This is a genomic window from Streptomyces sp. NPDC050564 (genome assembly GCF_044457265.1).
GTDB lineage: Bacteria > Actinomycetota > Actinomycetes > Streptomycetales > Streptomycetaceae > Streptomyces.
The window spans coordinates 22519-41721 of record NZ_JBITGS010000010.1 but is presented as its reverse complement, the minus strand read 5'-3'; the positions used below and the strand labels follow the sequence as shown (position 1 = coordinate 41721).

The following is a 19203-nucleotide window of genomic DNA, read 5'->3' as shown; positions in this document are numbered from 1 at the left end:
GACGGGCCTTAACTCCGTACGGATACGGACAGTTCGGGAAACATGACGGCGGTCAGTTCCTCGGAGGCCGTCCACAGGCGGCGCGCCGAGGCGGGGTCGCTGGCCGCGGCCGAGCGGCCGACCAGCGTCGGGCCGCCGCGCATCTCGCCGAGGCCGTCGGGTCCGACATAGCTCGCGCCCGGGAGGTCCTCGACCGCGGCGTACAGCGTGGGCAGGGCGCCCGCCTTGCTGTCCTGGGCGAGGACGCGGTTGCCCACGCGCATGAACGCGCGGCGCAGGGCGCTGCCGTCGTGGCTCTGGAGGTTGGTGGCGGCCCAGCCGGGGTGGGCGGCGAGAGCGCGCACGGGGGAACCGGCCTCGGCGAGGCGGCGCTGCAGCTCCAGAGTGAACAGCAGGTTGGCCAGCTTGGACTGGCTGTAAGCGGTCATGGGGGCGTACTCGCCGGTCAGATTCAGGTTGTCGAAGTGGATGTACGGCCTGCCCGGCATCTTGTGTGCGCCTGAGGACACGGTCACGACGCGGTCGGTGACGTGCGGCAGCAGCAGGTTGGTCAGGGCGAAGTGCCCCAGATGGTTGGTGCCGAACTGCATCTCGAAGCCGTCCTTGGTACTGGCCTCGGGGATGTTCATGACGCCGGCGTTGTTGATCAGCAGGTCCAGGTCGCCCTGCCAGCCGGCGGCGAACTCGCGCACGGAGGCGAGGTCGGCCAGGTCCAGCCGGCGCACCTCGACGCTCCCCCGTCCCTGCACCGTGGCAGCGGCGGCCTCGCCGCGCTTGGGGTCCCGTACGGCAAGCACCACATGCGCGCCCGCGCGGGCCAGGGCGTCGACGGTGGCGATGCCGAGCCCACTGTTGGCGCCGGTGACGACAGCCGTGCGGCCTGTCTGGTCGGGAATGTCACTCATGTTCCACTTCGTCTGTTCAGTAGCCATGACCCCGAATGTAGGCGCTGCCAACAATGCTGTCAATGACAACAATGCTGACAGCGCCAACAATGTAGTCGGTGATTACATGACCGATACACTGACGGCCATGACGCCCATGCAGACCCGCCGCTACCACCACGGAGACCTGCGCGCCGCGCTGCTCACCCGTGCCGAGGAGACGCTCCGGGAGAAGGGGCCCGCCACCCTGTCCCTCCGCGAACTGGCCCGCGAGCTCGGCGTCAGCCACGCCGCACCGAGCCGCCATTTCAAGGACAAGCAGGCCCTGCTGGACGCGCTGGCACTGACGGGCTTCGACCGGCTCGCCGAAACTCTGGCGGCATCGCAGGAGGGAATCGGCGAGACGTTCGCCGAGCAGCTCGGCGCCATGGCCCGCGCGTACGTGGACTTCGCGACCGCCAACGCGGAGCTGCTCGACCTCATGTACGCGAAAAAGCACGACCCGACGGCGTCCGAAGCGCTGGTCGCCGCGTCGCAGCGGTGGGGCGAGCAGCTGGTGGAGCTGATCGCGCTGGGACAACACCGGGGCGAGGTGCGGCAGGGCCCGATGGAACGCGTCGGCCTGCCGCTCTTCGCGACCCTGCACGGCTTCGCGAGCCTGGCGGTGAGCGACATGCTGCCGGCCGAGGCCCTCGAGCACGGCCTCGATGACGTGATCGCACACATGCTGCGGGGGTGTGCGCCGGAGTAGGGCCCGTAACTCCCGTGACTACGGCGCCGTGTACAGGGGGGCGGGTCTCCAGGCGTGACCTGACCTGCGGGCGGCGGAACTCACCGGCCTCGCACACAGGTTGGCCGGGCAGCCGGGCGGCGTCATGCCCTGAGCGAACAGCACCGTGCGGCCCTGGGCGCTGTCTCCCTGGCATCAAGGGCATGGGACCAGGGGCGAGCGCAGCGGCGTATGACGAACATGCCGACTGGTACAACGACTTCATGTCGGCCGGCGCGGCGGGGGCGTACATCGAGCGGGTGCATGCCGCGATCGAGGAGTTGTCGGGCCCGGGCGAGGGGACGTGTCTGGACGTCTGCTGCGGTACGGGGGCGCATGCGCCCCCGCTGGCCGGGCTGGGGTGGACGCCCGTCGGGGTGGATCTGTCGGGTGGTCAACTGCGGCATGCGGCGGGGCGGTTGCCCGTGGTCGCGGGTGACGCGACGGCGCTGCCGTTCGGGGACGGGGCCGTGCCCGCTGTCGCGTGCGTGCTGGCCCATACCGACGTGCCCGACTACGCGGCCGTGCTGCGGGAGGTCGCCCGGGTACTGCGGCCCGGAGGCCGGTTCGTGCACGTGGGGGTGCATCCATGCTTCATCGGGGCGTTCGCCGACTGGAGTGACCGGCCGAGGGTGCTGCTCGACGAGCGGTACGCCGACCGGTCCCGCAGCTTCGACGCGTGGAACCCGGCGGGAGTCCGGGCCCGTGTCGGCGCCTGGCACCTCCCGCTCGCGGACCTCCTCAACGCCGCCACCGCGGCCGGCCCGCGAATCGTGCGCACATCCGAGGCGGGGCCGGGCGGCGTGCCCGACCTGTTCGGCTTCCTCGCCGTGAAGAGCCAGGACGACCGCTGAGTCGCAGTCCCTCGTCCCGGAAGCCGGGCGGCATCCGGACGTCGAGGACAGCGATGTCCGGGCGATGCTTCAGGAGGGCCGGGAGCACCTCGGGCCCGCTGCCCGCGACGGCCACGACCTCGTGCCCGGCCGAGGTCAGCAGCAGCACCAGCCCCTCCCGCAGCAGGGCGTTGTCCTCGGCGGTCATTGTTCGCCTCACCGCACGCACGGCAGCTCCACTTCGATCACCGTCGGCCCTCCTGCGGGGCTGGTCAACCTCAATGTCCCGTCGAGGGCGGCCACCCGTCGCCGCATGCCATCGCCGCGGCCGCCCCCTTCGTGGTCGACGGCACGCAGGGCGTCATGACCGCCGTCGGCATGGGCGTCGTCTCGCTGGGAGCCGGCGTCAGTCTCGTCACGGGCCGCCGGGCAACGGTGCGGCCCTCCTCGAAGGCCGCCGCGTGATCACAACGCCTTGAGCGCCGCCGCCGTGGCGCGGGCCAGACTCGCCAGGTACCCCTTGGGCAGCTTGGGCCCGCGGACCACGACCGCCCGCCAGTACAGCGGGCCGGACATCAGGTCGAGCGCGAGTTCGAGATCGACGCCCTCGCGCACCTCACCCCGCACGGCCGCCGCCGTGACGATCCCGCTGGCGACGCCCTGCTGCCCCTCGCGCAGCGCCTTCTGCATGGCGTCCGCGATGTCGGGGTTGCGGGCCGCCTCGGCCTGCAGGTCGGGGATGATCTGCCCGGCGACGGGGTGGCGCAGGGCGCGCGAGGTGACCTCGTACAGCAGCCGCAGATCGCCCTCCAGGGAGCCCGTGTCGGGGGCGGGCAATCCCTGGACCGCGACGGCCGAGACCAGGTCGAGCACCAGGTGCAGCTTGGACCGCCAGCGCCGGTAGACGGCGGTCTTGCCGACGCCCGCGCGGCGCGCGATGCCCTCGATGGACATCCGGGCGTAGCCGACGGCCGCGAGTTCCTCGAAGACGGCGGCGCGGATGGCCTCGGTCACATCCTCCCGGAGGACGGCCGCCCCGGCGGGGGCCCGTCGGCGCGGCTGCGTCTTGGGGGCATCGGCGTTCGTCATGCCGACCAGCATAGGCCGTTACGACGAAACGGTTGCGTTCCGACGTCCAAAAGCCCTACGCTCGCGTTGCGACGATACGGACCCGTCCCGACGTAAGAAGCCGGCAAAGGCGCAGTAAGAAACGTTAAGGACGGACCCCGCGCACTCCACCCCCGAGCGAAAGCAGCGGATGTGAGCCAGGTCCTCCACACACCGCCCCCGACAGCGACACCGGGCCCCCCCGCCGACGACGCCGCGGCGCTCGCCGCCGAGTACGGCCTGACCGTCAGCGGCGCCCGCCCGTCCCTGCCCGCGTACGTCCGGCAGCTGTGGGAGCGTCGCCACTTCATCACCGCCTTCGCCACCGCCAAGCTCACCGCCCAGTACAGCCAGGCGAAGCTGGGCCAGGTCTGGCAGGTGATGACCCCGCTGCTGAACGCGGCGGTCTACTACTTCATCTTCGGTGTGCTGCTCGGCACCAGCCACGGTGTGCCGGACTTCATCCCGTTCCTGGTCACCGGCGTCTTCATCTGGACCTTCACCCAGAGCTCGATCATGGCGGGCACCCGGGCGATCTCCGGCAGCCTGGGCCTGGTCCGCGCCCTGCACTTCCCGCGGGCCGCGCTGCCGGTGTCGTACGCCCTCCAGCAGCTCCAGCAGCTGCTGTTCTCGATGGCCGCGCTGGTCGTCATCCTGCTCTGCTTCGGCGTTCCGGTGAGCGCGTCGTGGCTGCTCGCCGTCCCCGTCCTGGCGTTGCAGTTCACCTTCAACGCCGGCGTGGCGATGGTCATGGCCCGGATGGGCGCCAAGACGCCGGACATCGCGCAGCTCATGCCGTTCCTCCTGCGCACCTGGATGTACGTCTCCGGTGTCATGTGGAGCATCGACAAGATGCTCAAGAACAGCAGCGTGCCGCACTGGGTGGAGATCGCGCTCGCGAGCAACCCGGCCGCCGTCTACATCGACCTGATGCGCTTCGCGCTGATCGACAGCTTCCACGCACACCAGCTGCCGCACCACGTGTGGGCACTGGCGGTCGGCTGGGCGCTGGTCGCCGGGGTCGGCGGCTTCATCTACTTCTGGAAGGCCGAGGAGACGTACGGACGTGGCTGACACCATCACGCAGGACATCCGGCCCGCGACCGTGGCCGGTATCGAGGACGCGCGCATCCCCACCGTCGTCGCCGACCGCGTCGACATCGTCTACCGCGTCAACGGCACCGGCGCCGGGAAGGGCAGCGCCACCGCCGCCCTCAACCGCATCCTGCGCCGCAAGAAGGCCGAGCAGGCCGCGGGCGTCCGCAGGGTGCACGCCGTCAAGAGCGTCTCCTTCACGGCGTACCGGGGCGAAGCCATCGGCCTGATCGGCACCAACGGCTCGGGCAAGTCCACCCTGCTCAAGGCGGTCGCCGGCCTCCTCCCCGTGGAGAACGGCAAGATCTACACCGACGGCCAGCCCTCGCTGCTCGGCGTCAACGCGGCTCTGATGAACGACCTCACCGGCGAGCGCAACGTCTACCTCGGCGGCCTCGCGATGGGCATGTCCAGGGAGCAGGTCCGCGAGCGCTACCAGGAGATCGTCGACTTCTCCGGCATCAACGAGAAGGGCGACTTCATCACCCTCCCCATGCGGACGTACTCCTCCGGCATGGCGGCGCGGCTGCGCTTCTCCATCGCCGCCGCGAAGGACCACGACGTGCTGATGATCGACGAGGCCCTGGCGACCGGGGACCGCTCCTTCCAGAAGCGCTCCGAGGCGCGGATCCGGGAGCTGCGCAAGTCCGCGGGCACCGTCTTCCTCGTCAGCCACAACAACAAGTCGATCCGGGACACGTGTGACCGGGTGCTGTGGCTCGAGCGGGGGGAGCTGCGGATGGACGGGCTCACGGAGGACGTGCTCAAGGAGTACGAGAAGTTCACGGGCAAGTAGGGGGCCGTGCCCTCGCCGAGGGGCAGCCCCCTCGGCGAGGGCGCTCCTACCTCTCCAGGAAGGCGAACAGCTCCTCCCAGCGCCGTACGATCTTCTCGGCCGTATAGCGCTGGATGTTCACCCGGGCCGCCTCCCCCATCGCGTCCCGCAGCCCCTTGTCCGACATCAACGTGTCGAGTCTGCGGGCCAGTTCGCCGGTGTTGCCGAGGACGGCGAGGAGGCCGTCCTCGCCGTCCTGGATGATCTCGTGGACACCGGGGGCGCAGTCGAAGGCGGCGGCCGGGAGGCCGGTCGCCATGGCCTCCATGAGGACGAGCGGGAAACCCTCCCCGCGTGAGGACAGCACGAAGACGGAGCCGCCGCGCATGGCGCCGGGTACGTCGCTCGTACGCCCCATCCACTCCACGGAGTCGTCGAGTCCGAGCGCCGTGCACTGCTTCTTCAGGATCTCCTCGTCGTCGCCGGAGCCGTAGATCCGCAGGCGCCAGTCGGGGTGGCACGGCGCGACCTCCGCCCAGGTGTCCAGGAGTATGTCGATGCCCTTCTGGTCGTGCAGCCGGCCGACGCTGAGGACGACGTTCTCCGTGCGCGGCGAGGGCACCTCGGGCAGGAACGGGATGGGGTTCGGCATGAACGAGGCGTTGTTCATGCCCTGCCCGATCCACCGGTCGGCGTCCTCTCGGGTGAGCGCCAGCATCCGGTCGACGGCCTTGTAGTGCTTCAGCACCCGCCGGAAACGCGTGGTCTTCTTGCAGTACGCGAAGGACTCGTGGCTCATGCCGATGACGGTCAGCCCGGTCGTGTCGGCAAGCTCCACCCACTCCATGGCCCACACCTGCGTGACGATCACGACGGCGCCGGGGCGCGCGGCCCGGAACAGCGCGGTCAGCTTGGCGGCCTGTTCCCGCATCCCCGCCGCACGTGCGGCACGCACCTTCCGCTCGGCCACATTGAGCCGCCCCTTGATGCCGCGCGCGGAGCCGACGCGCGGCGGATGGACGTCGTACAACGTCGTGGTGGGGTACGGGAGTTCGCCGAGTACCTGGACGACCGCGGGCTCGGTGATGCCCACCACGTGGACGCGGTGGCCGCGGTCGGTGAACAGGCGGGCCATCTGGTGCGACCAGCTGGTCACCCCGCCCAGTTCGTCGACGCTGTTGGAGACGAAGAAGATGTCCCGCTGCGGATACTCGGTCATCCACGCCTCCACTGTGCGAAGAACTGCTCGACGATGCTCCGGGCCGCGGTGCCCTTGTCGTACTCGCCGAATTCCGCGGTGAACTGCTCCCGCTTGGCTGCGTACTTGGTGATCTGTTCCTCCAACGAGCCGAGCACCGCGTGCAGTTCGTCCTCACTGCGTACGACGGGACCGGGCGCCCTCTCCAACAGGTCGAAGTAGGTCCCGCGGCCCTCGTGCACGTACTCCTCGTAGTCGTAGGCGAAGAAGAACATCGGCCGGTCGAGGAGGGCATAGTCGAACATCACCGACGAGTAGTCCGTGATCAGGCCGTCGGCCAGTGCCAGCAGCGGGGTCATGTCGTGGTGGGCGGTGACGTCGATGACGCGGCCGCGCACGGACGGCGGCAGCACGACGTGGTTGAGGTAGTGGGAGCGGACCAGCAGGACGTAGCGGTCACCGAAGGTCTCGGCGAAGCGCTCCACGTTGAAGGGCAGCTCGAACCGTTGCCCACCGCCGCGCCGACGGAAGGTCGGGGCGTACAACAGGACCCGCTTGCCCTCGGGGATGCGCAACTGGGCGGCGAGCGCTCCGCGTTCACGGCGACCGGTTGCCTCCTCCCGCTCCCTGGCCTGCACCAGTTCGTCGTTGCGCGGGTATCCCACCCGCAGCAGCGTCCGCTCCTGGAGCCGGAAAGCCCGCGCGAGGGTGCGCACATCGTGCTCGGAGCGGATCAGGAACCGGTCGAAGCGGTCGAGGGTGCGCTGCTGCTCGGCCTGCCGCTCGCGGGACTTGAGCTTCCACTCCGGCTCGTCGAAGCCCATCCGCTTGAGCGCGGAGCCGTGCCAGGTCTGGATGTACGTCGTCTCCCGCCGCTTGGTGAGCTTCAGCGGGTAGCTCTGGTTGTCGACCCAGAACTCGGCCTGCGCGAGGGCCTTGAGATACGGCAGCGACCAGCGGCGTACGAGGGTGGCGTCGGCCGGAAATCCCTCCGGCCCGTCCGCGTACGCCCACACCGCCTCGAACTCCAGGCCCTGGCGGCGCATCTCCTCGTAGATCGCCTTGGGGCTGTCGCTGTACTGCCGGCCCAGATGGCTCTCGAAGACGACCAGCCCTTTCTTGACCGGCAGCCGGCTGAACACCTCGTGGTACAGCCGGATTTTGGTGTCGCCTGAGGTGAGCTGCTTGCGCAGCGCCCTGGCCTTGCGGTAGCCGGACTTGGCGAGCGTGCCGGCCCGGCCGTGCACACCCCGCTGGACGAGTTCGTTCGCCTTCTTGTCGGGGACGAGCCGGAAGGCCAGGTGGCCGCGCGAGGAGACCATCGGTTCGATGCGGTCGGCGACCAGCCGGGTGAGGCGGGGCCGTACGGGCAACTGGCCGCCGGTCAGGTCGGGTTCGGCGACCGTGAGCCGGCTCGTGGTGCGTGCGCCGTCGACGTCGAGGCGGAGTCGGACGTCCCACACGGCGTCCACGATGCCCAGCGGCCTGACTGCCGCGAGGTCCGCGGTGGCCTCCCAGACAAGGGCCACGCCCTCGTGCCGCACCTGCGCCACGGGGAAGCGGAAGGTCTGGAAGCGCACACCCGGACGGCGAGCGTAGAACTCCAGTTCCCCGGCGAGCAGGGCGCCGGGCGGGACGACGCCGAGCGGGTTGGTGATCCGCCCGGCCAGCCGCACCTGGCCGTGGACCTCCTCATAGGAGGTGAGCACGTTGCGCAGGAACATCTTCTCGACCGGCTTGGTGTGGTAACCGAGCTCGGTGACGTCCAGGACGTGGCGGCCGAAGGCGTCGTCCTCGTCGAGGTGCTGGGCACACCAGTACACACGCCCGTCTCGCTCGATGAGCGGAGAGGAGACCTTGTCGCGGTTGGTGAGCGTGTCCACGGCGGGCAGGAGGTTGTCCCAGTCGCCCTTCTGCAGCAGATAGGCACAGATGGCGTGGATGGGCTCGGTCTCGTCGAAGGCGGCTCGGTCGATCGACTCGAGGTACTCCCGGGCGATCGCGGCGAACTCCTGGCGATAGCACGCGTCCCGGAACGGCAGCTCCCGCAGATGCAGCACGAGGTCGTGCTTGAGCCACTTGACGTCCTTGGCGAACTTCAGCTCCAGCAGGCCGTTGTCCGCGAGGAGCTGGTCGACCCGGCGGTGGATCTCCATCCGGTGCGTGAAGTTGGCGATCTCGTCGCGGCGGTTGCTGATCGACTTCGCCGCCGACTTCTCCACGACCCGCCAGTCGTACACCCGGTTGGGGATGAGGGTGATGCGGCGGGCGGCCACATACGCCTGGGCGGAGAAGAGCAGGTCCTCGTAGTGGATGCCGACGGGGAACTCCAGTCCCTCGTCGAGCAGGAACTGCCGGCGGTAGCACTTGTTCGTGGCCAGCGTGTCGAAGACCAGCAGGTCCGGCAGCTCGGAGATCGACTCCAGGGTGCGGGTGCGCTCGTACAGCCAGGGGTACCACTTGACCTCCTTGCCCGTGCGCGAATCGACGTGCACCCGGACGCACAGGCCGGCGACGAGGTCGGCGCCGGTGTTCTCGGCGGCCTCCAGCATGTTGCGGCAGGCGTTGCGCTCCAGTACGTCGTCGCTGTCGAGGAAGAGGACGTAGTCGCCTTGGGCCCGGCCGACTCCATGGTTGCGGGGAGCGCCGCAGCCGCCACTGTTCTCCGGCAGCTGGAAGGCGCGTACACGGTCGGGGTGCTCGGCGGCCAGCTGCCGCGCCAGCTCGTACGAACCGTCCGTGCTCCGGTCGTCGACGATGACGACCTCGACGCCGCGCAGCGTCTGGTCGAGGACGGAGCGCACGGCCGTGGGCAGCCGGGCGGCGTCGTTGTAGACGATGACGACCACGGACACGGCGGGGGCGCAGCGCTGATCCACATTCATCCTATTAATCCTAGACATACCTCTCGGCTGCGCCGTGTTATCGACCGTGCTTGGTGTGTTGGAACACCCACGTCCGGTACACCAGGAACCGGAAGGCCGAGGCCAGCACGATCGACAGCGCCTTGGCGATGTTCGAGCCGAGCGGGCTGCTCATCCCCAGGCCGTGATAGCCGACGTAGAAGAGTCCGCTCTCCATGAGGACGCCGAGCCCGCTGAACGCGAAGAAGAGGACGATCTGCCGCTTGGTGCGCGAGTCCCGGTCGCGGTACGCGAAGAAACGGAATCCCAGGTAGTTGGTGCCCATGGCGATGCAGCTGGCGATCACCGTGGCGGCCATCGGGGCCCACTTCAGGCCATGCAGCAGGAGGTTGAACACAAGGAGGTTGACCGCGACTCCGCTGCCGCCGACGACCCCGAACTTGGCCACCTCGAGAGCGATCCGCCGCGTTCGCGCGACCACTCCGGGACTGGGACTGGCGAGGGGCGGGACGGGGGTCGGCGCGGGGGCCTGACGGCCCACACGGGCCCGCCCCTCGGAGAGATTCACAGTCACAATTGTCCCTTTTATCAGCAATAGGTAAATTTCAGCTTCGGTTTCCCCCAGAGATCGACAAGAAAAACGGGGCGCCCCCGGTCATCAAGACCGGGGGCGCCCCCACATGCGGTATGGACCGCATCCCCGTACGGGCTACGAATGCGTCCGCAGCAGCGTCCGCATCGTTCGCATCGCCACCGACAGGTTCGCGAGGTCGAACGAGTCCGAGCCCCGGATCTCCTCCAGCGTCGTGCGGGCTCGGCCGAGGATCGCCGCGTTCTTCTCCTCCCAGGCCTTGAAGCGCTGCTCGGGAGTCGAGGTGCCGTTGCCCACCGCCAGGACGTCGGCGGTGAGTGCCGCGTGAGCCGCGTACAGGTCCTCGCGGATCGACGCGCGGGCCATGGACTGCCAACGGTCGGCGCGCGGGAGCTCGATGATGCGGTCCATCAGCTGGGTGATGCCGAGGCGGTCGCCGAGGTCGTAGTAGACCTCGGCGACGGCCATCGGGTCCTTGCCCGTGCGGTCGGCCACCGCGACGATGTCCAGCGTCGGGAAGGCCGAGGAGAACCCGGCCACGCGGGTGGCGAGTTCGTCCGGGACGCCGGCGCCCGACAGCTCGTCGTAGATCTGCTGGTACCACTCGAGGTCCGCGCCGCGCAGCAGCTTGGGCAGCTCGGACCAGACCTGCTCGACGCCGTCGCTGAAGAAGCCGATCGTCTCGGCGAGCTGGAGCGGCTGCGGCCGGTTGTTGAGCAGCCAGCGCGTGCCGCGCTCGACGAGCCGGCGCGAGTGCAGCCGGATGCGGGTCTGCACGTCGGCGGCGACGACATTGTCGAGTGCCTCCACCCCGTCCCACACCTTGCTGGACTCGAAGATGGCGCGGGCCGCGGTCTGCGCCCGGACGATCTCGTCCAGCGAGGCACCGGTCTCCTCGCGCAGGCGGTGCAGGAAGCTCGTACCACCCGTGTTGACCGTGTCGTTGACCAGGACGGTCGTCACGATCTCGCGGCGCAGCGCGTGCGCTTCGATCTGCTCACGGAACTTCTCGCGCAGCGCCGTCGGGAAGTACGCGAAGAGCAGGCTCTGCAGATACGGGTCGTCCGGCAGCGAGGTGGAGAGCAGCTCGTCGCAGACCGTGATCTTCGTGTACGCGAGGAGGACGGCCGTCTCCGGACCGGTCAGGCCCTGCCCGCTGTTCAGCCGCTCGCGGATCTGCCGCTCGGTGGGCATGAACTCAAGGGCACGGTCGAGGTGGCCCTCGCGCACCAGGTGGCGGATGAACCGCTGCTGGGCGTGGAGCATGCTCCCGGACTGGGCCAGCGCGTTGGCGATCGCCACGTTCTGCGCGTAGTTGTTGCGCAGGACCAGGGCGCCGACCTCGTCGGTCATCTCGGCGAGCAGCTTGTTGCGCTGCTTGACGGTCAGATCGCCGTTGGCCACCACCGCGTTGAGCAGGATCTTGATGTTCACCTCATGGTCGGAGGTGTCCACGCCCGCGCTGTTGTCGATGGCGTCGGTGTTGATCTTTCCGCCGTGCTGGGCGAACTCGATCCGGCCGAGCTGGGTCAGGCCCAGGTTGCCGCCCTCGCCGACGACCTTCACGCGCAGATCGGCGCCGTCGACGCGGATCGCGTCGTTGGCCTTGTCGCCGACGTCCGCGTGCGACTCCGCGGACGACTTCACGTACGTACCGATGCCGCCGTTCCACAGCAGGTCGACCGGCGCCTTGAGGATCGCCTTCATCAGGTCGGCCGGGGTCATCTTGGCGACGCCGGCCTCGATGCCGAGGGCGTCACGGATGTGCGCGTTGATCGGGATGGCCTTGGCGGTACGCGGGAACACACCGCCGCCGCCCGAGATCAGCTCGCTGTTGTAGTCCGCCCACGAGGAGCGCGGCAGCTCGAAGAGGCGGCGGCGCTCGGCGTACGACGTCTCCGCGTCCGGGTTCGGGTCGATGAAGATGTGCCGGTGGTCGAAGGCGGCGACCACGCGGATGTGCTCGGACAGCAGCATTCCGTTGCCGAACACGTCACCGGACATGTCGCCGACGCCCACCACGGTGAAGTCCTGCTTCTGGGTGTTCACGCCCAGCTCCCGGAAGTGCCGCTTCACGGACTCCCAGGCACCGCGCGCGGTGATGCCCATCTTCTTGTGGTCGTAACCGGCGCTGCCGCCGGAGGCGAAGGCGTCGCCGAGCCAGAAGTTGTAGCTCTCCGCGACCTCGTTGGCGATGTCCGAGAACGTCGCGGTGCCCTTGTCGGCGGCAACCACGAGGTACGTGTCGTCCTCGTCGTGCCGGACGACGTCCAGGGGCGGCACGATCTCACCGGCCACCATGTTGTCGGTGATGTCGAGCAGCGCCGAGATGAAGGTCTTGTAGCTGCGGATGCCCTCGGCCAGCCAGGCGTCGCGGTCCACGGACGGGTCGGGCAGCTGCTTGGCGACGAAGCCGCCCTTGGCGCCGACGGGCACGATGACGGTGTTCTTCACCATCTGCGCCTTGACCAGGCCGAGGATCTCCGTACGGAAGTCCTCCTTCCGGTCGGACCAGCGCAGGCCTCCTCGCGCGACCTTGCCGAAGCGCAGGTGCACGCCCTCGACGCGGGGCGAGTACACCCAGATCTCGTACGCCGGTCGCGGCGCCGGAAGGTCCGGGATGGCCGTCGGGTCGAACTTCATGGAGACGTATTCGTGCCACTTGGCACCCAGCGCCTCCTGGAAGAAGTTCGTGCGCAGGGTCGCCTTGATGAGGTTGAGGAAGGACCGCAGGATCCGGTCCTCGTCCAGCGAGGCGACCTGGTCGAGCGCGGCGTCCAGCTCCTCCATCAGCGCGTCGGTCAGCTCGACACCGGCGCGCTGGCGGTCCGGGGACATCCGCGCCTCGAAGAGCGACACCAGGAGCCGGGTGGTGTGGACGTTGTTGCGGAGGGTGTCCTCCATGTAGTCCTGGCTGAAGGTGGAACCGGCCTGGCGCAGGTACTTCGCGTACGCACGCAGCACCATCGCCTGCCGCCAGGTCAGCCCGGCGCTCAGCACGAGGGCGTTGAAGCCGTCGTTCTCGGCCTGCCCGGTCCAGGTGGCGGAGAAGGCGTCCTGGAACCGCTCGCGGCCGTCGTCTCCGAGGGAGTCGCCGTTGCCGATGAGGGACTTGGGCAGCCGCAGCCCGAAGTCGTAGATCCAGGCGGTCGTACGGTCCGAGCAGCGCAGCTCGTACGGGCGCTCGTCGGTGACCTCGACGCCCATGCGGTTGAGGGCGGGCAGCACCGCGGAGAGCGAGACCTGCTCACCGGTGCGGTAGATCTTGAAACGGCGCTCACCGGGCGCCGCGCCCACCGGCTCGTACAGGCTGAGCGCGAAGTCCTTGCTCTTGTCACGCGTGAGCGCTTCGAGGTGGACCAGGTCGGCGACCGCGGCGCGCGGATTGTGGTCGGCCTTGTAGCCCTCGGGGAAGGCGTTGCCGTAGCGGCGCAGCAGCTCGGCGGCGCGCTCCTCGCCGCACTCGGCGGTCAGCGCCTCCGCGAAACCGTCGGCCCAGGAGCGGGCGGCCTCGACGAGCCTCGCCTCGATGCGCTCCTTGTCGGCGTCGGACAGCTGCGGCAGCTCGGTGCCCGGCGGGACGCGGACCACGAAGTGCAGCCGGGACAGGATCGACTCGGTGTTCCAGGCCGTGAAGTCGACGCTGGTGCCGTTCAGCTCTTCCTTGAGGATGTCGATGATCCGCAGGCGTACGCCGGTGGTGTAGCGGTCGCGCGGGAGGTAGACGAGGGCGGAGTAGTAGCGCCCGTACTCGTCCTGGCGCAGGTAGAGCCGCAGCCGCCGCCGCTCCTGCAGGTACAGGACGGACGTGACGATCGAGCGGAGCTCGTCGACCGGGGTCTGGAAGAGCTCGTCGCGCGGGTAGGTCTCCAGGATCTGGAGCAGGTCGCGGCCGTCATGGCTGTTGGGCGAGAACCCGGCGCCCTTGAGGACTTCCTCCACCTTGCGGCGGATGACGGGCACCCGGCGCACGGACTCGGTGTACGCGGCGGACGAGAAGAGTCCGAGGAAGCGGCGCTCCCCGACGACGTTCCCGTTCTCGTCGAACTTCTTGACGCCGACGTAGTCGAGGTACGACGGCCGGTGCACGGTCGCCCGGCTGTTCGCCTTGGTCAGCACCAGCAGCTTGTGCTCGCGGGCCTTGGCGCGGGCGTCGGCGGGCAGCCGCTCGAACGACGGGCTGACGGGGTGGCTGTCCTCCCCGGCGTGGTGCGGGTCCGAGCGCAGTATGCCGAGTCCGGTGCCGGGCACGGCCGCGAGCGAGTCGTCGTCGCGCAGCTCGTACTCCCGGTACCCCAGGAAAGTGAAGTGGTCGTCCGAGAGCCAGCGCAGCAGGTTGCGGGCCTCCTCGACCTCCTGGTCGCGCAGGTCGTCGGCGGTCGGCTCCTTCGGCAGCTCCTCCGCGATGCGCAGCGCCGAGTCGTGCATCTTCTCCCAGTCCTCGACGGCCTCGCGGACGTCGGACAGGACGCGCAGCAGGTCCGCGGTGATCTGCTTCAGATCGGCGCGGTCGGTCTCGCGGTCGATCTCGACGTGGATCCAGGACTCGACATGGGCGTCGTGGGGAAGCTGCTCGGCGGTGGGCCGACCGGGCAGCACCTCGATGAGCTTGCCGGTCAGATCACGCCGTACGACGAACTGCGGGTGAATGACGACATGAATGCCGCGGCCCTGGCGGGAGAGCTCGTTGGTGACCGAGTCGACGAGAAATGGCATGTCGTCGGTGACCACCTCGACGACGGAGTGGCTGCAGGTCCAGCCGTTCTCCTCGACGGTCGGGGTGTGGACCCGCACGTTGGCCGTGCCCTGCGGGCGGTTCTCGGCCAGCCGGTAGTGCGAGAAGGCGGCTCCGAAGATGTCGACCGGGTCGCGATCGCTGAGGTCCTCCGGGGCGGTGTGCAGGTAGTAGCGCTGGAGGAACGCGAGCACGGTGTCCTTGTCAGGGGTGCCCTCGCCCGTCGTCCCAGTCGGTAGGTGCCCCCCGACCGGGCTGTTCTCAGCTACCCGGGCAGCCCGTTCGAGCAGCTCGGCCTTGGCTTCGTCCAGCTTGGTCTGCATTGTCCTCTGGCTCCTGTCGCGCGCCGTTGCGTGACGTTGAAGGAAGTACGGTCTCTTCTCTTCCGACGTAACGCCACGACGCGGGGTGTCCGGTCTGCTTCGACGCTATGCCGCAAGGTGAGATGAGCGGGGGGTTATCGGCCATTTTCGGCGCCCCTGGAGACTGTGACGCTGCTCTCGGCAACGTCCGTTCCCGGGGTGTCATCGACGTCCGGAGTGCGCTTTCCGCCGCCCCGACCCGCCCGCGAAGACCAGCGACCGCCGCCCGGTCACGGATGTCGTCCGTGTTCTCCGGGCGCAGGGCAGGGGCGACGATGCCCCCGCGAGATATCGCGCTGATCACGCCACAAGGCTATCGCCACCTACCCGGGGGCCGTCATGAGCCGTATGTGTACAAAACCAGGGGTGGAAGTTTGACAGTATGCACAGGGACGAAAGGGACGGGGATCCCGTACGTAGCCGGGGCGATTGCGGGCGTGTGTGCCGCTCGGGGCGGCGTCCCACCCTTCCGTCACGGGCGTTCCGCCCTTCGTCAGCGGCGTCCCGCCATTCCGTCGCAGCTGCGCCCACGGAGACGGCAGCGGCGACGCCGAGTGCCCGAAAGATGGCACGCCCCCTTGGCAGAGCTCCTCGCCCGAGGCAAGTTGACCAGGACGCCCATCGGAGACCGCAGCACAATTGAGGCATGGCTGACGCACGGCTCAGGCAAGGCTGAGGGGAGCGGGACAGACATGACAACGAAGATCCTGATAGTGACCGGCGACGCGGCGGAGTCACTGGAGGTCCTGTACCCCTACCAGCGCCTGCGCGAAGAAGGCTACGAAGTTCACATCGCAGCCCCCACCCGCAAGCAGCTCCAGTTCGTCGTCCACGATTTCGAACCCGGCTTCGACACCTACACGGAGAAGCCCGGCTACACCTGGCCCGCGGACCTCTCGTTCGCGGAGGTGGACCCCGGCCAGTACGTCGCGCTGGTCATCCCCGGCGGCCGAGCCCCGGAGTACCTCCGCAACGACCCCGAACTCCGCAAGATCCTCAAGGCCTTCTTCGACACCGACAAGCCGGTGGCCCAGATCTGCCATGGCCCCCTCCTGACGGCGGCCGTCGACGCCCTGCGCGGCCGTCGCGTCACGGCGTACCCCGCGCTCGAACTCGACATGCAGGCGGCCGGCGCGACCTTCCACGACGCGGAAGCCGTGGTCGACGGCATGCTGGTCTCCTCCCGCGCCTGGCCGGACCACTCCAGCTGGATGCGCGAGTTCTTGACAGTGCTGCGCGCGAAGGCGCCGGTGACCTGAACCACCCGAGGCCCCACTGAGCCGGACCGCGACCGCCCTGGGTTCACTCAGCCGGTCCACCTGAGCGGCGGCTGCCGCACCGACGAGGGCGGCCGTCGCGCCTCCGCACGGGCGGACAACGAGGACGAGACGCCCACGGCGCTGCCGGCGCCACCCCCGGTCAGGCCGCCAGCCGCCCGGCCTCCTCGACCGCCTCCGCCAGGCTGTCCACCACCGGCACGCCCACCTCCTCCAGGCTGGCGCGACCATGGGAGCCCCCGGTGTAGAGGATCGCCTGCGCCCCCACGTGCCGCGCGGCGACCGCGTCGTCGGCCGCGTCGCCGATCACCACCACGCGGGACGGCTCCACACCGGCGAGCGCGCCCACGTGCCGCACCATGTGCTCGGCCTTGCTGCCGCCGGACGGCCCCGTCCGCCCGTCGACGCGTATGAAGTGCGGCTCGATCCCGAACCCCCGTACCAGCGGGACCAGTTCGTCATGCCCGTACATGCTCAGGAGCGACTGGCTGCGCCCCGCCGCCCCCCACTCGGTGAGCAGCGCCGGCACGCCCTCGGTGAGCTCGCACGCGGTCCGGTGCTCCGCGTAGTACCGGTGGAAGGTCTCGTCCATGACCTGCCACTCGGTATCCGTCGGCAGCCGCCCTATGAGTCGCTCGTAGAACTTCGGCACCGGCACGCAGTACAGCGCCCTGTACCGCTCCAGAGTGATCGGCTCCAGCCCCAGCTCGGCGAACGCCGCGTTCGTCGCCCCGATGATCGCGTCATTGTCGTGGAACAGCGTGCCGTTCCAGTCCCACACAATGTGCGCAGCTCCGTTCATCCCCATGACAAGAACGTACCCGCAACCACTGACAACGGCCCCCATCGCCCGGAGGCACGCGAAAGCGCATGGGGCGCCAGGGGTCAAGGACGCCGGTGACCGGAAACGGCAGGGCGGCGTCAGTCCCCCAGCCCCACCAGATTGGGAATCTCCTGGGTGGCGAACCACAGAAGCTCGTGGTCCTCGGCCCCGTCGACGATGAACTGGGCGTCGTCGTCCCCGACGTCCGCCGCGCCCAGCGCATCCGCTGCGGCGGCGACATCCGTCCCGGCATCGGCCGAGTCGACGTGCACGGCGGCCACCTTGGCCAGCGGCACGGTCTGGGAGACCCGCACCTCACCGAGCGCCGCGGGATCAAGACCCCGGTCGGGATCGGCTACCGCGTCCCGGTCCGGGACGTCGACCGCGACGACGACCCGCCGCCGGACGGCCCCGGGGTCGACCGCGAGCAGCCGCAGCGAGGCCAGCGCGGCGCGGTTCAGCGCCGCGTACTCGAGCTCCTCGATGTCGTCGGAGAGGTACCACTCACGCAACGCGGGCGTGACGGCGTACGCGACGAAAGGTCCCGCCTCCAGCTCTCCCGTCTTGTACGCCTCGGCGAGACCGGAGAGGGTCAGGGGGACGTAGACGCGCATGGCTGGCCACTTTCGTAGTCGGAGGGCTCCGATTTTCGTAGTCGGAGGGCTCCGAGGAGGGCGGTCCCGCGCCTCCCGGGAGGGCCTTCAGGATACGTGCGGGCGTCCCCTTTCGAGCCCCCGACCGCACCCTCCGAGGCGTCCACCCCCGGCCACGGATTCACCCGGTACGCCGCGCTCCCACCAAGGCCCGCGCACCGTCCGGCCACCCTGATAGGTGAACCTTCCGACCGCTCCGGCGCGCGTCCGGCGTCCTTGCACAGGCCCGCTGCCGCCTCGTACAAGATCCCCAACACGAAAGTTACCGCCCGGTATCAACCGGGCTCCAGCGAGCGGGGACGACGCATGAACAAGGTGATGACCAGGACGAAGCGCCACCCGGGCACCCGCCCACCCGGCCGCCAGGACACCCGCCGCCCGGGCAGCGCGCCACCCCGCACGCCGGGAGCGGGAGCACCCCGCAGGACCCCGGGCGACAACCCACCGTCGGCGCCGCCCGGCACAGGCGCACCTCGGCCGACCCCACCGGGCGTGGGTGGCTCACAACCGACCCCACCGGGCGCAGGCACGTCACGACCCATCTCACCAGGCGCAGGCACGTCACGGCCCACCTCACCAGGCGCAGGCGCGACACGGCCCACCTCACCGGGCGCAGTGGCGTCCCTGGAGGCACCGACGGCCACCCTGCTGACCACGCCCACCCGCGGCCCCCTGCGCCGCCCGCCGCAGGGCGACAGCCCGGCACAGGGCGACACCTCGCCCTCGCTGTTCCCAGGCGGCGGAGCCTCGCCTCCCACCGCCCCCGCCGCCGCCCCGCGCAGGCCCGCTCCGCAACCCCGCCCCACCGACCTCTTCGCCGACCGTCTGCTCGCCGTCCTCAGCGGCCAGCGTCCCGTCCACTGCATGCTGCGTCACACCGCGGGCCGCGCATACGACGAACTGGCCTGGCTCGCCGAGCGCGGCCCCCTGCGCGCCCGCGGCACCCGACCGGTCGTCCGCGACATCGGCTACTACGTACCGCGCCCGGGCGCGATCGAGGCCTTCGCCCGCATCGGCGCCGGCGAACAGCTGCGCGCCATGGCGTTCCGCCTGGAACAGGGCCCTGACCTCCGCTGGCGCTGCACGGCGGTGGAGCTCGGCGGCCCGCGCATGCCCCGCGCGGACGAGGACTGAACCGACCCTCCGCCTCAGCCGTCCGGCTCAGTCGTCCGCCAGGCAACGCAAAGGGCCGGGCACCCAAAGGTGCCCGGCCCTCACAAGCGGCCGTGACCGGCG

14 protein-coding genes and 1 pseudogene are annotated in these 19203 nt (G+C 69.7%); 6 read left to right on the top strand and 9 right to left on the bottom strand.

Annotation, left to right across the window (positions count from 1 at the left end; translation table 11 throughout):
- Positions 1-8: 8 nt before the first annotated feature.
- Positions 9-932 (bottom strand): oxidoreductase, encoded by a 924-nt coding sequence (locus tag ACIBK0_RS17530; protein ID WP_399080511.1) that lies wholly within the window; start codon positions 930-932, stop codon positions 9-11.
- 109 nt (positions 933-1041) lie between these two features.
- On the opposite strand from ACIBK0_RS17530, the gene ACIBK0_RS17525 reads away from it, so the two are divergent.
- Both ACIBK0_RS17525 and ACIBK0_RS17520 read left to right on the top strand, forming a co-directional pair.
- Complete coding sequence (locus tag ACIBK0_RS17525; protein WP_399080932.1) at positions 1042-1635, top strand: TetR/AcrR family transcriptional regulator; 594 nt, start codon at positions 1042-1044, stop codon at positions 1633-1635.
- 182 nt (positions 1636-1817) lie between these two features.
- Positions 1818-2507 (top strand): class I SAM-dependent methyltransferase, encoded by a 690-nt coding sequence (locus ACIBK0_RS17520; RefSeq protein WP_399080509.1) that lies wholly within the window; start codon positions 1818-1820, stop codon positions 2505-2507.
- Position 2508: 1 nt separating this feature from the next.
- Here the strand turns inward: ACIBK0_RS17520 and ACIBK0_RS17515 are convergent.
- A pseudogene (locus tag ACIBK0_RS17515) lies at positions 2509-2694 on the bottom strand (response regulator); the annotation flags it as partial.
- A 257-nt stretch (positions 2695-2951) separates the two neighbouring features.
- Positions 2952-3587 (bottom strand): TetR/AcrR family transcriptional regulator, encoded by a 636-nt coding sequence (locus tag ACIBK0_RS17510; protein ID WP_399080507.1) that lies wholly within the window; start codon positions 3585-3587, stop codon positions 2952-2954.
- Positions 3588-3746: 159 nt separating this feature from the next.
- Between ACIBK0_RS17510 and ACIBK0_RS17505 the strand changes: the two genes are divergently transcribed.
- A complete protein-coding gene (locus tag ACIBK0_RS17505; protein WP_399080505.1) occupies positions 3747-4667 on the top strand; it encodes an ABC transporter permease in 921 nt (306 codons plus the stop codon).
- Positions 4660-5484: an ABC transporter ATP-binding protein gene (locus tag ACIBK0_RS17500; protein ID WP_399080503.1), complete on the top strand. Its 825-nt coding sequence runs from the start codon at positions 4660-4662 to the stop codon at positions 5482-5484. The genes ACIBK0_RS17505 and ACIBK0_RS17500 overlap by 8 nt, the downstream gene beginning before the upstream one ends.
- Positions 5485-5530: 46 nt before the next feature.
- On the opposite strand, the gene ACIBK0_RS17495 is transcribed toward ACIBK0_RS17500, so the two are convergent.
- The 4 genes from ACIBK0_RS17495 to ACIBK0_RS17480 form a co-directional block, all read right to left on the bottom strand.
- Positions 5531-6682, bottom strand: a complete 1152-nt coding sequence (locus ACIBK0_RS17495; protein WP_399080501.1) for a glycosyltransferase — start codon at positions 6680-6682, stop codon at positions 5531-5533.
- Positions 6679-9546 carry a CDP-glycerol glycerophosphotransferase family protein gene (locus ACIBK0_RS17490; RefSeq protein WP_399080499.1) on the bottom strand — a complete coding sequence of 956 codons (2868 nt, stop codon included), beginning with the start codon at positions 9544-9546 and terminating at the stop codon, positions 6679-6681. Before ACIBK0_RS17490 ends, ACIBK0_RS17495 begins: the two co-directional genes overlap by 4 nt.
- Positions 9547-9583: 37 nt before the next feature.
- Entirely contained in the window at positions 9584-10093 is a 510-nt protein-coding gene (locus ACIBK0_RS17485) for a GtrA family protein (protein WP_399080497.1), read from the bottom strand.
- A 141-nt stretch (positions 10094-10234) separates the two neighbouring features.
- Positions 10235-15175 carry an NAD-glutamate dehydrogenase gene (locus ACIBK0_RS17480; RefSeq protein WP_399080495.1) on the bottom strand — a complete coding sequence of 1647 codons (4941 nt, stop codon included), beginning with the start codon at positions 15173-15175 and terminating at the stop codon, positions 10235-10237.
- Between the two features lie 731 nt (positions 15176-15906).
- On the opposite strand from ACIBK0_RS17480, the gene ACIBK0_RS17475 reads away from it, so the two are divergent.
- Entirely contained in the window at positions 15907-16473 is a 567-nt protein-coding gene (locus tag ACIBK0_RS17475; RefSeq protein ID WP_399080493.1) for a DJ-1/PfpI family protein, read from the top strand.
- Between the two features lie 160 nt (positions 16474-16633).
- On the opposite strand, the gene ACIBK0_RS17470 is transcribed toward ACIBK0_RS17475, so the two are convergent.
- Both ACIBK0_RS17470 and ACIBK0_RS17465 read right to left on the bottom strand, forming a co-directional pair.
- Positions 16634-17299 (bottom strand): HAD family hydrolase, encoded by a 666-nt coding sequence (locus ACIBK0_RS17470; RefSeq protein ID WP_399080491.1) that lies wholly within the window; start codon positions 17297-17299, stop codon positions 16634-16636.
- A gap of 113 nt (positions 17300-17412) precedes the next feature.
- A complete protein-coding gene (locus tag ACIBK0_RS17465) occupies positions 17413-17928 on the bottom strand; it encodes a DUF6912 family protein (protein ID WP_399080489.1) in 516 nt (171 codons plus the stop codon).
- Between the two features lie 345 nt (positions 17929-18273).
- Here ACIBK0_RS17465 and ACIBK0_RS17460 point away from each other — a divergent pair, with 345 nt between their 5' ends.
- Positions 18274-19101 (top strand): Rv3235 family protein, encoded by an 828-nt coding sequence (locus ACIBK0_RS17460; RefSeq protein WP_399080487.1) that lies wholly within the window; start codon positions 18274-18276, stop codon positions 19099-19101.
- Positions 19102-19203: the final 102 nt, after the last annotated feature.

What these genes read in the sequence shown, in the direction of transcription:
- ACIBK0_RS17530 (WP_399080511.1), bottom strand. Translation starts at nt 932, where the DNA reads ATGGCTACTGAACAGACGAAGTGGAACATGAGTGACATTCCCGACCAG.
- ACIBK0_RS17525 (WP_399080932.1), top strand. Translation starts at nt 1,042, where the DNA reads ATGCAGACCCGCCGCTACCACCACGGAGACCTGCGCGCCGCGCTGCTC.
- ACIBK0_RS17520 (WP_399080509.1), top strand. Translation starts at nt 1,818, where the DNA reads ATGGGACCAGGGGCGAGCGCAGCGGCGTATGACGAACATGCCGACTGG.
- ACIBK0_RS17510 (WP_399080507.1), bottom strand. Translation starts at nt 3,587, where the DNA reads ATGCTGGTCGGCATGACGAACGCCGATGCCCCCAAGACGCAGCCGCGC.
- ACIBK0_RS17495 (WP_399080501.1), bottom strand. Translation starts at nt 6,682, where the DNA reads ATGACCGAGTATCCGCAGCGGGACATCTTCTTCGTCTCCAACAGCGTC.
- ACIBK0_RS17490 (WP_399080499.1), bottom strand. Translation starts at nt 9,546, where the DNA reads ATGAATGTGGATCAGCGCTGCGCCCCCGCCGTGTCCGTGGTCGTCATC.
- ACIBK0_RS17480 (WP_399080495.1), bottom strand. Translation starts at nt 15,175, where the DNA reads ATGCAGACCAAGCTGGACGAAGCCAAGGCCGAGCTGCTCGAACGGGCT.
- ACIBK0_RS17475 (WP_399080493.1), top strand. Translation starts at nt 15,907, where the DNA reads ATGACAACGAAGATCCTGATAGTGACCGGCGACGCGGCGGAGTCACTG.
- ACIBK0_RS17470 (WP_399080491.1), bottom strand. Translation starts at nt 17,299, where the DNA reads ATGGGGATGAACGGAGCTGCGCACATTGTGTGGGACTGGAACGGCACG.
- ACIBK0_RS17465 (WP_399080489.1), bottom strand. Translation starts at nt 17,928, where the DNA reads ATGCGCGTCTACGTCCCCCTGACCCTCTCCGGTCTCGCCGAGGCGTAC.
- ACIBK0_RS17460 (WP_399080487.1), top strand. Translation starts at nt 18,274, where the DNA reads ATGAACAAGGTGATGACCAGGACGAAGCGCCACCCGGGCACCCGCCCA.